The organism is Campylobacter troglodytis, from assembly GCF_006864425.1.
Classification (GTDB): Bacteria; Campylobacterota; Campylobacteria; order Campylobacterales; family Campylobacteraceae; genus Campylobacter_D; species Campylobacter_D troglodytis.
On the sequence record NZ_QHLI01000064.1, the window covers coordinates 1 to 13,501 of the forward strand.

A 13,501-nucleotide genomic window follows, 5' to 3' on the forward strand; every position below is an offset into this window, starting at 1 on the left:
TTCTTTAAGCATAGCATTTATGCCCCCAGCATTTCCCACATCCTCCATAGCTACCTCAGGCAAACTCGGTGCTACCTTTGCTATGTGGGCGATTTTGCGACTTATATCGTTTAAATCCCCTATTTCAAGGGGGCTTTGTGCCTCTCTTGAAATGGCAAGCATATGCAAGATGGTATTTGAACTACCCCCCATAGCCATATCAAGCACCATAGCATTGCGGATGGAGTTTGAATTTATAATCTTTTTAATGGCAAATTTTTCCCTATCCTTTTCATTTAAGGCTATCTCGCAAATGCGTTTTGCTGCCTTTCTTAAAAGCTCTTCGCGTTCCTTACTTTGAGCTAGCACCGTGCCATTGCCACTTAGAGCAATGCCAAGTGCCTCGCAAAGTGAATTCATAGAGTTTGCAGTAAAAAGCCCAGAGCAAGAGCCCCCTCCCGGACAGGCTTTGCACTCTATGTCGTTTAGCTCTTTTTCATCGATTTTTTTAACCTCATAAGCACCCACAGCCTCAAAGACGCTATTTAGCGTTAGTTTCTCGCCTTTGGAGCTAAAACCAGCCCTCATAGGACCTCCGCTTACGAAAATCGTTGGCACATTTACGCGTAACGCACCCATAAGCATACCGGGCGTGATTTTATCGCAGTTTGGAATGCAAACAAGGGCATCAAGGCAGTGGGCATTCATCACGGTTTCAACTGAATTTGCGATGATTTCACGGCTTGGCAGGGAGTAAAGCATACCGCTATGCCCCATAGCTATGCCATCATCAACCCCTATGGTGTTAAATTCAAAAGGCACACAGCCATTTTTCTTAATCTCATCCTTGATAATCTTGGCATATTCATTTAAGTAAAAATGCCCCGGAATTATGTCTATATAGGAATTTGCTATGCCTATGAAGGGCTTGTCAAAGTCCTCATCCTTTAGCCCGCAAGCTCTAAGTAAAGAGCGGTTTGGAGCTTTTAAATAGCCTTTTTTTATGGTGTCGCTACGCATTTTTTTGTCCTTTCTTTAATTTAACGGCTTGTCTTGCGGGTGCTTTTTTTGTTTCGCTTACGCTCGCAACCCTTTGGGTAGGGAGGCACTACACGCTTTCGCACCTCGCTCACTGCGGCAACTTCATAGGGATAAACTTTAATGTTTTATCCCTGCTTGTTGCCTTGTGCAAGCCCTTTTGCTTGCAGTTGCAAGCGTAGCAAAAACAATCTCACTCACATACCTTTAGTATGCCACGCTTCGATTTTTTCTACGGTAGCCTCAAAAATCCCCTCGCAATACTTCGCCTTATTATCTTTAATTTAAATTCTTGTAATCTTGTCTTAGTTATTTAAAATTCACACTTTGATTGAATTTAACTCATAATTTTTGCATTTTTTGCTTAAAAAATTCACATTTGGCTTAACTTTTTTTCTTTATGTCTTTTAGAGTTTTTGATCTATCCTCTGCTTATGCCTTCTTAAATTCATAGCCTTTAAATTCACGCATTGACTTGAATTTAAACTCAGCTAACACAAATTTTTTCTAAAAATTCAGATCTTGCTTGAATTTAAATTTTTCAGTGTTTTATAATCTATATATATGCAAATTTTAACAAAAAATTCACAAAATTACCTTTTAAAAGTATGGCTCTTTTTCAAAAAAGTGTTGATTTGTCATTGGCGAGCCTACGAAGTAGGCGAAGAATCCATAAATTCAAGGCATTTCTCCATAAATTCGTGGATTCTTCGCTACGCTCAGAATGACAAATATGGCATTTTGTCTAAAATCAATACTTTTTTGAAAAATAGCCAAAAGTATTTAAAATGAAAATTCACGCAAGATGTGAATTTTCATTCTTTATTTTCTGTATTTCATAGTCTGTAATCTGCATAGCCAAGCCTTGTGAAAAAAGCCAAAATTCACAAGGCAAAGATTTTAAGCCCACATAGGCTCTTACATTTAAAAGCTTTCATCATTTTTGCACAAGCACCGTTTCAGGTATAATGCCATTTAAGAAAAAGGCGATTATCAGCGTCCAAATGCCTATGAGTAAGATAAATCCTACTGAGTATTTAAAGGTGAATTTAAACAGCTCGCTTTCTCTACCCACTAAACCAACAGCAGCACAAGCTATGGCTATGCTTTGTGGGCTTATCATCTTGCCAACAACACCACCCACAGCGTTTGCCGCTAAAAATAAGGCTTCTTTTACGCCCAAAGCATTTGCTGTTACTTGTTGTAAAGGACCGAAAAGCAAGTTTGCGCTTGTATCTGAACCTGTTAAGAAAACACCTATCCAGCCAATAACAGGGCTAAAGAAAGCAAAGGCAGAGCCAGTAGCCGCAAAAGCCGTGCCAAGGGTGCCACTCATACCTGAATTTTTAGCGATAAAGGCAAAGGCAACTACAAGTCCTATGGTAATACAAGGAATAGCCATTTCTTTAAGCGTGTCGCCAAGGGCTTCTTCTACGACATTTGACTTGATACGCAAGAAAAATATCGTTAAAATCGCAGCCACCAAAATCGCCGTTCCAGCTTGAAGTCCGATAAAGCTAATGCCGTGTGCTAAGTTTATAGCTTCGCCCGCAGTATCGACTATGCTGCCCTCTAAATTTGAAAAGACCAAATTTACTCTGCTGTAATCAAGCACAGAGCCCTTATCAAATAGTGCCTTAAACCAAGGCTGGGTCCAAACTATTATGCAGATAATCAGCAAGATAAAGGGTAGCCACGCCTTAAACACCACGCCAAAGTTCATTTGCTTGTGGCTTGAAAAGTCTTTTACCTCATCAAGGCGAAAGACATTTTTAACCTTCCAAAACTTCAAAAACACAGTGGTACAAGCCAAGGAAACTACGGCTGAGATTATATCAGGTAGCTCTGCTCCTAAAAAATTTGAGCTTAAAAACTGAGTTGCTGTAAAGCTTAGTGCTGCGACAAGTATAGCAGGAAAGGTCTCTTTCACACCCTTGATACCGTCCATCAAAAAGACGATGAAAAAAGGCACGGTTAAGCTTAAGGGAACTAGCATTCGCCCTACCATCGCGGAGACTTCATACTGCTGAACGCCCACGAGACTACTCATCGCAATGATAGGAATTCCCACCGCTCCAAAGGCAACGGGGGCTGTGTTGGCGATTAAGCAAAGCCCAGCTGCGTAAAGTGGCTTTAAGCCAAGCCCAACAAGCAAGGCAGCCGTGATAGCCACAGGTCCTCCAAAGCCTATGGCACCTTCTAAAAACGAGCCAAAGCAAAAGCCTATGAGTATGACTTGAATTCTGTGATCTGGCGTGATACTCATAACGCTTTCTTTGATAATCTCAAAGCTACCGCTCTTAATGGAGAGCTTATAAAGGAAAATCGCAGCGATGATAATCCAAGCAATAGGCCACATTCCGTTCGCAAAGCCTTGCACGAAACTAGCTCCCACAAGCGAAAAGGGCATATCGTAGGCAAACATAGCCACTATGGTCGCCACGATGACCGTGATAAAGCCTGCTATATAGCCTTTCATCTTAAAGACAAGCAAGCAGAGCAAAAAGCATAAAATTGGCACAAAGGCAACAAGCGCACTTAGCCATATATTGCTAAGTGGATCAAAAACTACTTGATATGTAGGACTCATAGAACCTCCTTTTGATTTAGTCTTTAATTATAGCTTAATAAGAAGGCAATTTATCAAAATTTAGTAAGACGGTTATAAAATTTAGTTCTTTGACTGTGTAAATTTGGCTTTGTGATGTTGAATTTTAAGGGCTTATAAAAGATGTTTTGTCATTTTTAATCAATAAAAGCGATGTTTTTAGAGCCTAAGCAAGGATGAATTTGACAAAGGCTAATCAAAGATTTAAGCCTTTCAGCTTGTAATTAAGGGAGGGGTTCTTATCATACATTATGAGAGGTGAAAATTCAATTTTAAGTGAGTGAAATTCTTTTAGGCTTTTGATACTTTTAGCTAAGGTAATTAGATCTGAAAGCTTGGCAAAATCTATCTTAATATATATTTTGCTCTGCATTTGGGAGAGAAAATTTTAACAATGCTTGGAGTGTTTTTGTGCTGATCTTTGTGTAAGCAAAATTGCTCTTTTATGTAAGCTTTCTTGTCCTTGCGTAAATGCAAGCTTGTAGCAAAGTTTTAATAGCCAAAGAGTTCGAAAAAATCTCTAAAAGCTGAGATTGAAGAGGGTTAAAATGGCTTTTTGCTTGCATTTGCAACTGCGTAGCAAAAGAGGTTTACATAGTGCGTAGTAAGTGCGGACATTAAGCTGAAAACACCTATGTTTTTACTTCGTTTCGTCTTGCAACTTTACAAGAAGGAATATTAAAGCAAAATCGCACGAGTTTATACGGTCAAACATTGCTAGGACAAAGAGCTATTGCTGATTATAAGGGATTTTTCATAGCTTAAAGAAAATGAAATTTACAGAGATAGCTGGAATACTTATGATGGCTTGCTTGATTTTTTGCTTTGTTTCTTCTTGCAACTTTGCAAGAAGAAGCAAAGGCGCAAGATTGTGTAAAACACTCTAAAAACAAATTTGTACACTCGCAAAATCATATCAAAGGCATTGTGAATTTTTTCACTTCGTGCTCTTGTAGCTACGTAGTAGAAAGGGTTATACAAAGTCTAGCTTAGATAAATTCACGGCAAAGAATTTTTCACGCATTTGAAATAGAGTGAATTTAGATTTAAGATTAAAATTAAGAATGAAAAATTGTATAAAATTTTATTAAAATGGCTGAGGAAAATCCTAGGTCATTTTAGTTAAAAGTATAAAGCGACCTCTTTTTTAATAGCTAGAAAAGCTATCTTGTAGCATAGTGTTTTAGTGCTAAGAATTTACGAGGGTAAATTCTTAGCTTTTAAGGCTCTTAATGAGCTACTGCTTCTGAGATACCAACCCCACTTTGAGCTCTAAAATCTTGGGCTGCAAAGCCTTCCTTATCTATCTTTGCCCTTTGGCTAAAATCTAGCTTTGAGATGACATAGATCGCTATAAAGCCAAGAGGAATGGTGATGATACCAGGGTGATCATAAGGAAAGATGGCTGCTTCATTGCCTAAGACCTTAACCCAAACGCTAGGACTTAAAACAACTAGGCTTAAAACAGTTACTAGGGCTATTAAGCCTCCATAAAGAGCACCGTTTGTTGTGAGATTTTTCCAATAAATACTAAGTAAGATGATAGGAAAATTCACACTAGCTGCTATGGCAAAGGCAAGTCCAACCATAAATGCGACATTTTGTCCTTGAAAGGCAAGTCCTAGGATGATGGCTATGATGCCAAGGCATATTGTTGCTATCTTGGTTACTCTCATTTCTACTTTGGGATCGCAGCTTCCATCCTTAATGACATTTACATAAAGATCGTGGCTGATCGCACTTGCACCTGAGATGGCAAGTCCTGCAACAACGGCTAAGATGGTAGCAAAGGCAACGGCTGAGATAAAGCCTAAGAAGACATCCCCACCTAACACCTTAGAAAGCATAATGGCTTCCATATTTGCTGGTATGGTGAATTTGCCTGTTTCGTCTATGAATTCAGGATTTCCAAGCAAGAAGGCTATGGCTCCAAATCCTATGATGAAGGTAAGTATGTAAAAATACCCTATGAAACCTGTAGCATAAAAAACAGACTTTCTTGCTTCTTGTGCGTTTTTAACTGTGAAAAATCTCATTAAGATATGAGGAAGTCCTGCTGTGCCAAACATAAGAGCAAGCCCAAGAGAGATAGCAGAAATGGTATCTGGCAAGAAGGTGCCCGGGCTCATAATGGCTTCTCCTTTGGAGTGATTAGCTATGGCTGTTTGAAAATAGCTACCTAGATCAAACTTAGCTGTGAGTAAAACTAGAAAAGCAAGTAGGGTAGCTCCTCCTAAGAGTAAGCAAGCCTTGATGATTTGAACCCAGGTAGTAGCATGCATACCACCAAAGGCAACATAACAGATCATCAAGGCTCCAACGATAATCACAGCATAAGAATAAGGAAGTCCAAAAAGCACTTGAATCAAGGCTCCTGCTCCAACCATTTGAGCGATCAAATAAAAGGCAACAACGCTTAATCCACTAATAGCAGAGATGATGCGAACCTTTTTTGAGTCTAAACGAAAGGCTATGATGTCTGAGAAGGTGTATTTGCCAAGATTACGAAATTTTTCAGCTATCAAAAACAAAACAATAGGCCAACCCACCAAAAAGCCAACAGAATAAATAAGCCCATCAAAGCCATTAGCAAAGACAAGCCCAACTATACCCAAAAAGCTAGCAGCACTCATATAATCACCTGCTATGGCTAGGGCATTTTGTGCTCCTGTGATATTTCCTCCTGCTGTGTAAAAGCCAGAGGCTGAGGTGGTTTTTTTGCTTGAATAATAAGTAATAACAAAGGTTGTTAAAACAAACAACAAAAACATCCCAATGGCAAACCAATTCTTATCGCTTTGTTTGACATCTCCTGTATCCAAAGCTGCTGCAAGGCACATACTAAAAGATGCACCAAGTATCATAAAAATAAAAAAAAGCCTTTTAAAATTCATTTCTTAACTCCTTTGTTCCTCTGCCTCGCCTTTGATCATAGAATCTAAGGCTCCGCTCTTTTTCAAACCCTCTAAAATTTCAGCTTGTTCCTTGTCAAAATACTTATTTGCAAAGAGGGTATAAACTCCTGTGCCTACTATAGACAAAACTATCAAAAACACACCAAAGATGATACCAAGACTAATAGAACTAGGTCCTAAGCGGTAACCCAAAACCTCCGGAAAGGCTCCAACCCCAACAACAAAGCTGTAATAGCAAAACAAGATCACAATGGACAAGAAGACACAAAATTTATTTCTAAAAGAAACAAATTTGTAAAATCTAGCCTTTGCTTGAGAAACATCACTCATTTTTTCTCCTTTTTTTGAATTTGTTTAAAGTATAAGAATTTTTCATTTAATCTAAGGCATAAAAGCCATATAAATCTTAGTGAAAATTGAAAATGTAACATTTAGTAGCATTTAAGACGGTTCTAGTCCTTTAATGCTACAATCTTACAAAAAGCCTAAAATTTGTAAGTTTCTTAGCTTTTAGGTAAGCTAAATCAAAGTTGCTTTTTAAAAAAGCTTAGTTGCAAATTTAGCCTATATAGTTAAAGAGTTTTATAAGCTAGGCTTTGAGAACTTTTTGCTTTTAACTATGCCTTGCAAGTTGCTGAATTTCTACTATAAATATGACAAAATTTGCTTAATCTTACAAAATTTACTAAAAAGAACTTAGGCTCATTTTTAATTTGCAAGGCAAATAAAATTTTGTATTTTGCACTCCTTTGTTAAGCTTAAAAAAATTCAGCCCAACAAGGCTTAACGCTTTAAAAAGAAATTTTGAAAAAAAGGCTTTGAAATTTAAAGCAAATTCAAAGCCTTGTCGTTTAAACTATGAGGTCAAGACAGTTTAAAAAGTATATTAAGTCAAAATATAAATGCAAAAAAGCCTAAAATTTAGACATTGTAGCAAAAAAATTCACAAAAGCTCTTTCATTTTAAGGGTAAACTCAACATTGCCTGTGCTTATACGCAAATCTTTAGCAATTTGCTCAACTGTTCTTCCTTGATGAAAAAGATCTATGATCCTTTGTTCCTCATTTATGAAATCAGGGCTTAATTTGCTCATATTTTGTGCCTTTTGTTCTAAATTTGACAGGCGGTTTTCTTGCTCATTTTGAAAGTCCTCTACAACCTTTTCAAAGCCTTGCAAACTCTTTAAAATAGGCAAGATCTTGCTATTTATTTCTCTATCAAGTGAAAATCTCACCTCTTCTTTGATTTTTTCTAAATCAGGTTCTTGTGCTACTTCTTCTTCTTTTTCTTCAAGTTCTTTTCTTATATAATGTATGTTTTTGTTAATCTCTTCAATGGCTTGTTCTAGTTTGTGAATTTTGCTTAAATTTTCCTTATCTTTGATGAAAAAATACGCCAAACTTGCAAGTAGCAAGATAAAAACAAAGATCAAATAAAGCAATTCCTCAGTCATTACCCTGTCCTTTCGTAGCATTAATCATTCTTCTTTGCATCTCAACCACAAAGACATCATAAAAGCCCTTATCCTCTCTTTTTATCTCAGTTATTAGAGCTTGATTTGAATTTAAAGCCTTGAAAAAAAAGCTTATAAGCTGGTGGTTTATTTCTATTCTAGCATAGTATAAGGCATCAGTTTCTAGGCATTCATCTTGTAATCTTAATCCGTCAAAGGCTATGCCTGAAATTTGGCTTTTATGTTCTAGTTCAAGTAAGGAACTTCTTTGATAGATCTTATCCTCAAGCCTTAATATATCTTCTTTTAAGCTTAAAAGTAGCTTAAATAAAAGCTCCTCCTCCTCACTAAAGCTTACTTTCAAAGCAAGTTTTTTCCAAGCTCCCAAGGCATTGTTATTCATTTGATTAAATTCACTTAAAAAGGCTAGATTATCCTCTTTATACCTTTGAAACTCGATCTTTAAAGCCGTATCAAAAAATTTCATCACCAAGCCGCCAAAACATCAACAAAGATAAAAACAAAAAAAACTATGCTTAAATAGCCATTTAGAGTAAAAAATGCCCTGTTGATTTGAGAGAAATTTTTACGCACTATTTTGTGTTCAAAAACTAATATAAAGGCACTAAGAATAATGCCTATATAGGATATTACTCCAAGCTTTGCTATGTTTGCAAAAAGTAGCCAAAAAAGCACAGCCAAGCAGTGAAAAAGCCCTGAGATAAAAAAAGTAGCATCCTTGCCAAACTTAGAAGGTATAGAGTAAAGTCCTACTCTTTTATCATACTCCATATCCTGCAAGGCATAAAGCAGATCAAAACCAGCAGTCCAAAACATAACCCCAAGGCAAAGCATTATGCTATAAAGATGAATTTCATTTAATATCAAAACACTACCAGCAATCGCAGCAAACCCCAAACAAAGCCCAAGTACCAAATGACAAAGATATGAAAATCTCTTAAAGGCAGAGTATATAGCTAACACAAAAAGCACAAAAAAGCTAATCTTAAAGGCAAGAGGGTTGATAAAATAGCTAACAAGCACAAAAACACAAGCATTTAAAGCTATGAAAGAAAGCACGAAGCCTCGTCCTATGCGTCCGTTTATGTTTGGACGGTCTTTACAGCGAGGATTATTTTTATCTATGTCCTCATCCATTAAACGGTTTACAGCCATAGCAAAATTCCTAGCACTAACAGCTGCGATAATGCCTAAAATAAGGGCTTTAAGAAGGCTTGGGGTCTCAGTAAAATGAGCCTCATTAGCTATGAAATAAGCAGCACAGATCGAGCTAAATAAAAAGGGTAGAGCAAAGATAGAGTGCTTAAAAACTATAAGTTCTAAAAGATCCTTAAACTTAATAAAAACTACACTCATTTTAACCCTTGTGCGTGAATTTTTTGTTATGATTTTACTAAAATTTTATGAATTTAAGGAAAGTTTTTTAATGTTTTATGAATTTGCACTCATAGGCACGACAGCAAGTGGCAAAAGCGAGCTAGCGAAAAAACTTGCAAGTGAAATTAAGGCTATAATTTTAAGCCTAGATAGCCTATGCGTGTATAAAGAAATAAACATAGCCTCCGCAAAGCCTGATTTAGCCACGCTTAAAAAGGTGGAGCATTTTGGCGTGAATTTATTAACCGTGAGTGAAAAATTCAATGTAGCCTTGTTTTTTGATGAGTATAAGAGGGCGCGGATGCGAGCTGTTGAGCTTGATAAGCCCTTGATAATCGTAGGTGGAACTAGCTTTTATCTAAGAGCGCTTATGAATGGGCTAAGTCAAGGTGTGCAAGAAAGTAATTCTACAATTAGCAACGATGAAATTTACGAGCTAATGACAAGGGTGGATAAAAATTCAAAAATCGCCAAAAACGACAGCTACCGCTTGCGAAAATGGCTTGGCATTTATGAAAGCACGGGCGAGGTACCAAGTGAATTTTTAAAGAAAACCTTGCAAAAGCCTTTAATCAAAGAGCTTGAAATCTTTGAGCTTGTTTTAGCTAAAGATGAGTTAAGAGCTAGGGTTGAAAAAAGAACTCAAGATATGATAAATTCAGGCTTGATTGAGGAAGCTAGATTTTTGTTTTCTAATTTTAACCCCAATTTAAAACCCCTAAATTCCATAGGTTTAAAGGAATGCAAAGCCTTTTTAGACGGACAAATTACCCTTGCCGAACTTCCCACGCTCATAAACACCCACACTATGCAGCTTGCCAAACGCCAAAGAACCTTTAACAAAAAATTTGAAAGAGTGCGAATTCAAGGCGATGATATCGATAAAGTGGTAGAGAGTTTGAAAGAAAGCTTGTTATAATCATTCAGTAAAAATGCTATAATTAGGAAAAGTCAAGGAATAAATATATGGATAATGCTAAAAGATTAAAGCTTAGCATAGAAAAACAAATCAAACATTTAAAAGACAAAGGGATAAAATTTGAGCTTTATAATGAGAAAAAAGCCACAGAATTTTTACTCCATCATAATTATTTCTTTAAAATAAAAGCATATTGCAAAAATTATCAAAAAAATATGATATGTATCAAAATTTGGATTTTGCTTATTTGGTGGATTTATCTACTATTGATATGCATTTTGGGCGTTTTGTTTTAAGACTTACCTTGGATATAGAGCATATTTTAAGGACGAAGTTAATTGCAGATTTTAGCGTAACTAGCGAAGATGGATATAGCATAATTGCAGAATTTTTAAATTCTCAAAATGGCGCAGAAACGAAATCTTTTCTTGAAAAAAGAATAGAAAAAATAAAACAAAATCAACAAAAAAGTATAGAAATTCACTCTCCAAGTGATTTGATTTTGCAAAAATATGGCATTGATGACTTGGCAATTTGGAATATAGTTGAAATCGTGCAGTTCGGTAGTTTAGTGCAACTTTGCAAATTCTTTTATGGCAAATACCCTAATGAAGAGTTTAAAAAGGTTAAGGATAGTATATTTAATGTTTCGAGCTTAAGGAATTCAGCTGCGCACAATAGTTGCTTGTTGGCTAATTTAAATAGTATTATAAAAAAGCCACAAAGGCAAACCATAGACTATCTTTGCAATCATATAGAAAAATATAAAAGGGCAGAATGTGAATATATGCTAAAAAACCGCACTATCAATGACTTCATTACTTCTTTGGTAGTTTTTGACAAATTATGCCACAGCATACCGATGAAACAAGCATTTTATAAGGATTTTTTAAAATTTTTAAAAACGAGAGCGATAAAGCACAAAAAATTCTATGATAGCAACACTATACTTACAGAAAAATATCATTTCGTCAGAATAATCATAGCAAATATACTCAAACATTCTTATAAAGAGACTTTATTTACTAAAATCGTCAATTTTTTTAGATAAAATTGCATTTTTTAACAAATTGTTGCCACATTTTTGTAATTTTATACTATCATACTTTTGTCGTTCGCGAAGCAAGATGTAAAAAGTTGAGCTTTGCTAAGGTGGGAGGGGTAGCCCCTTGCCGCTGGATTTATTTGACTTTCACTGATTTTCTATGAATTTATGAGTTACTAAATAGAAGCTTATCGTGGTTCTTTTATTAAAAATATAGTTTTCCTTTCATATTAAGTCTTTTATCTCATTATCGCTTAATTCTGCCCCAAAAGCCTTTATTAACTTGGCTCAAGATATTTTAATTTGATACAATATCATTTTAAAGTATAAAGAGTTAGATGAAAAATAAATATATGATTCATTTCCGAATTGTCTCAAAAGAAATTTAAGGAATTTTGCGTTATTTTTTACTTCGTGTTACGCGTCTTGCAACTTTTCAAGAAACCCTTGATTTAAAGGCTAAACAAATCGCTGAAATTTGTCAAATTCGTCATCAAAGTTTGTGTAAAATTTTCAAAGAAATTTGCATTTTAATAGCCAAAGAGTGTGAAAAATTAGCAAAACGAAGTTTCTTTAATAAAATGAGTGGTGAGATTGAAGAGGGTGAAAGTTACTTTTTGCTTCGTTACACTCGCAACTGCAAGCAGAAGGGGCAAAAAGAGTGCGTGGTAAGAGTGGAAGTGGGGCTGGAAAAAAGACACCTATGTTTTTACTTCGTTAAGCCTCTTGTAATTCTGCTAGAAGGTATGTTAAAACGCTAGGCTACCGTTTATACTCCCAAACACTTGCTCTGTCAAAGAGCTATTGCCTATGGGACTTGGCGGAGCTTAAAGAAAGTGAAATTTACAGGAGGGACTCAAAGCTTATGATGGTTTGGTGGATTTTTTACAATGCTAGGCTCGTTCCTTTGCGGAGCAAAAGCTCATTACCTAGTAAAACACTTTAAAAACGAGTTTGCAAAGGGACATAACTACATAAACGAAATTGTGAAATTTTTTGCTTCGTGTTACACACTTGCAACTGTAAGCAAAGGTTTGCAAAGTTTCGTTTAGTGAAATTTAGAAGCACAAAAGAGAAAAATTTTATCCTCTATTTAAAAGAAACAAAATTAATACTAAAAATTTAGGACAAAATTCTCATCAAAATTTATTAAAGTTGATAATAGAAAATAATATTAAAGCATCTTGAGCCAAAGCTTTTTAGACCGTGTTTTTAAAAAACATTAGGCTAAAATTTGCCAAAATCAAGTAGAATGTAGGCTAAATTCACAAAAAGGAAAGAAGATGTTTAGGTTTTTTGAAAAAATTCTAATGAGGAGCCGGATTGTTACTATTTTACCTGTCATTTTTGGGCTTGTGGGTGCCTTTGTGCTTTTTTTCATAGCTAGTTATGACATCATAAAGGTCATCATTCATACCTTTGATTATTTCATCTTGCCAAATTCAAATATAGATCTGCACGAAGACATAGTAGGATCCATCATAGGTGCTGTGGATCTATACCTAATGGCACTTGTGCTTTTCATCTTTTCCTTTGGAATTTATGAGCTTTTCATAAATGACATAGAGGAGTTAAAGCTTATAAAGCAATCCAAGGTCTTAGAGGTTCATAGCCTAGATCAGCTGAAAGATAAGCTTGCTAAGGTTATTATTATGGTTTTGGTGGTGAATTTTTTTCAAAGGGTGTTACAAATGAAGCTAAATGATATGCTTGATATGACCTATCTAGCAGGTTCTATACTTGCTCTTTGTCTTGGGCTTTATTTTTTGCATCAAGGAAGTAAGCATTAAATACCCTCACTTAAAAGAGAAATTTTCTAAGTTATATATCAGCTCAAAAGACTTTTAAAAATATATGACATTTTTTACTTCAAATTTTTAACACAGCTAAGATTTTACAAGCACTTAAATTAGTTGTTTAACCGTAAGAACTTAAAGAATAAAAGATTAAACTTACTTAATGCAAGTGCTAGCACCAAAGATGCAAAAAATTTTGGCTCAATTAAGCTTAAACGGATTTTCTCTTAGTAATTTTAATAAATTTATAATTTGGCGATTGATACTTTTAGCTGATATAATTACGGCTGAAAGGTTGGTAAAATCGATGTTAAACAAGTATATATTTTTGCCCTACATTTCGGAGCGAA

General features: G+C 35.6%; 13 protein-coding genes. 6 read left to right on the top strand and 7 right to left on the bottom strand.

Annotation, left to right across the window (positions count from 1 at the left end; genetic code table 11):
* The 7 genes from DMC01_RS10675 to mqnP all read right to left on the bottom strand — a co-directional run.
* A partial coding sequence (locus tag DMC01_RS10675; protein ID WP_185908872.1) for a dihydroxy-acid dehydratase domain-containing protein occupies positions 1-999 on the bottom strand: 999 nt, incomplete at its 3' end.
* A gap of 955 nt (positions 1,000-1,954) precedes the next feature.
* On the bottom strand, positions 1,955-3,607 hold the full coding sequence (locus DMC01_RS10680) for an L-lactate permease (protein ID WP_142694204.1): 1,653 nt from the start codon (positions 3,605-3,607) through the stop codon (positions 1,955-1,957).
* 1,247 nt (positions 3,608-4,854) lie between these two features.
* Positions 4,855-6,489, bottom strand: a complete 1,635-nt coding sequence (locus DMC01_RS10685; RefSeq protein ID WP_427846123.1) for a cation acetate symporter — start codon at positions 6,487-6,489, stop codon at positions 4,855-4,857.
* A gap of 33 nt (positions 6,490-6,522) precedes the next feature.
* On the bottom strand, positions 6,523-6,870 hold the full coding sequence (locus DMC01_RS10690; protein WP_142694206.1) for a DUF485 domain-containing protein: 348 nt from the start codon (positions 6,868-6,870) through the stop codon (positions 6,523-6,525).
* Between the two features lie 613 nt (positions 6,871-7,483).
* Positions 7,484-7,993, bottom strand: coding sequence for a DUF6115 domain-containing protein (locus DMC01_RS10695; RefSeq protein ID WP_142694207.1), 510 nt, complete (start codon positions 7,991-7,993; stop codon positions 7,484-7,486).
* Positions 7,986-8,480 (bottom strand): hypothetical protein, encoded by a 495-nt coding sequence (locus DMC01_RS10700; protein ID WP_142694208.1) that lies wholly within the window; start codon positions 8,478-8,480, stop codon positions 7,986-7,988. Before DMC01_RS10700 ends, DMC01_RS10695 begins: the two co-directional genes overlap by 8 nt.
* Positions 8,480-9,370 (bottom strand): menaquinone biosynthesis prenyltransferase MqnP, encoded by an 891-nt coding sequence (gene mqnP / locus DMC01_RS10705; RefSeq protein ID WP_142694209.1) that lies wholly within the window; start codon positions 9,368-9,370, stop codon positions 8,480-8,482. The genes DMC01_RS10700 and mqnP overlap by 1 nt, the downstream gene beginning before the upstream one ends.
* 70 nt (positions 9,371-9,440) lie before the next feature.
* Between mqnP and miaA the strand changes: the two genes are divergently transcribed.
* The 6 genes from miaA to DMC01_RS14530 form a co-directional block, all read left to right on the top strand.
* Positions 9,441-10,310, top strand: coding sequence for a tRNA (adenosine(37)-N6)-dimethylallyltransferase MiaA (gene miaA / locus DMC01_RS10710; protein ID WP_142694210.1), 870 nt, complete (start codon positions 9,441-9,443; stop codon positions 10,308-10,310).
* A 193-nt stretch (positions 10,311-10,503) separates the two neighbouring features.
* Positions 10,504-11,361: an Abi family protein gene (locus tag DMC01_RS10715; protein WP_142694211.1), complete on the top strand. Its 858-nt coding sequence runs from the start codon at positions 10,504-10,506 to the stop codon at positions 11,359-11,361.
* 389 nt (positions 11,362-11,750) lie between these two features.
* Positions 11,751-12,116 (top strand): hypothetical protein, encoded by a 366-nt coding sequence (locus tag DMC01_RS10720; protein ID WP_142694212.1) that lies wholly within the window; start codon positions 11,751-11,753, stop codon positions 12,114-12,116.
* A gap of 129 nt (positions 12,117-12,245) precedes the next feature.
* Entirely contained in the window at positions 12,246-12,407 is a 162-nt protein-coding gene (locus DMC01_RS16815; RefSeq protein WP_185908873.1) for a hypothetical protein, read from the top strand.
* Between the two features lie 231 nt (positions 12,408-12,638).
* Positions 12,639-13,145 carry a YqhA family protein gene (locus DMC01_RS10725; RefSeq protein WP_142694213.1) on the top strand — a complete coding sequence of 169 codons (507 nt, stop codon included), beginning with the start codon at positions 12,639-12,641 and terminating at the stop codon, positions 13,143-13,145.
* 169 nt (positions 13,146-13,314) lie between these two features.
* The coding region (locus DMC01_RS14530) for a hypothetical protein (RefSeq protein WP_221887154.1) at positions 13,315-13,501 on the top strand (187 nt) is incomplete at its 3' end.

Excerpts from the sequence above, each read along its gene's own strand:
- DMC01_RS10680 (WP_142694204.1), bottom strand. The coding sequence starts at position 3,607 with ATGAGTCCTACATATCAAGTAGTTTTTGATCCACTTAGCAATATATGG.
- DMC01_RS10685 (WP_427846123.1), bottom strand. The coding sequence starts at position 6,489 with ATGATACTTGGTGCATCTTTTAGTATGTGCCTTGCAGCAGCTTTGGAT.
- DMC01_RS10690 (WP_142694206.1), bottom strand. The coding sequence starts at position 6,870 with ATGAGTGATGTTTCTCAAGCAAAGGCTAGATTTTACAAATTTGTTTCT.
- DMC01_RS10695 (WP_142694207.1), bottom strand. The coding sequence starts at position 7,993 with ATGACTGAGGAATTGCTTTATTTGATCTTTGTTTTTATCTTGCTACTT.
- DMC01_RS10700 (WP_142694208.1), bottom strand. The coding sequence starts at position 8,480 with ATGAAATTTTTTGATACGGCTTTAAAGATCGAGTTTCAAAGGTATAAA.
- mqnP (WP_142694209.1), bottom strand. The coding sequence starts at position 9,370 with ATGAGTGTAGTTTTTATTAAGTTTAAGGATCTTTTAGAACTTATAGTT.
- miaA (WP_142694210.1), top strand. The coding sequence starts at position 9,441 with ATGTTTTATGAATTTGCACTCATAGGCACGACAGCAAGTGGCAAAAGC.
- DMC01_RS16815 (WP_185908873.1), top strand. The coding sequence starts at position 12,246 with ATGCTAGGCTCGTTCCTTTGCGGAGCAAAAGCTCATTACCTAGTAAAA.
- DMC01_RS10725 (WP_142694213.1), top strand. The coding sequence starts at position 12,639 with ATGTTTAGGTTTTTTGAAAAAATTCTAATGAGGAGCCGGATTGTTACT.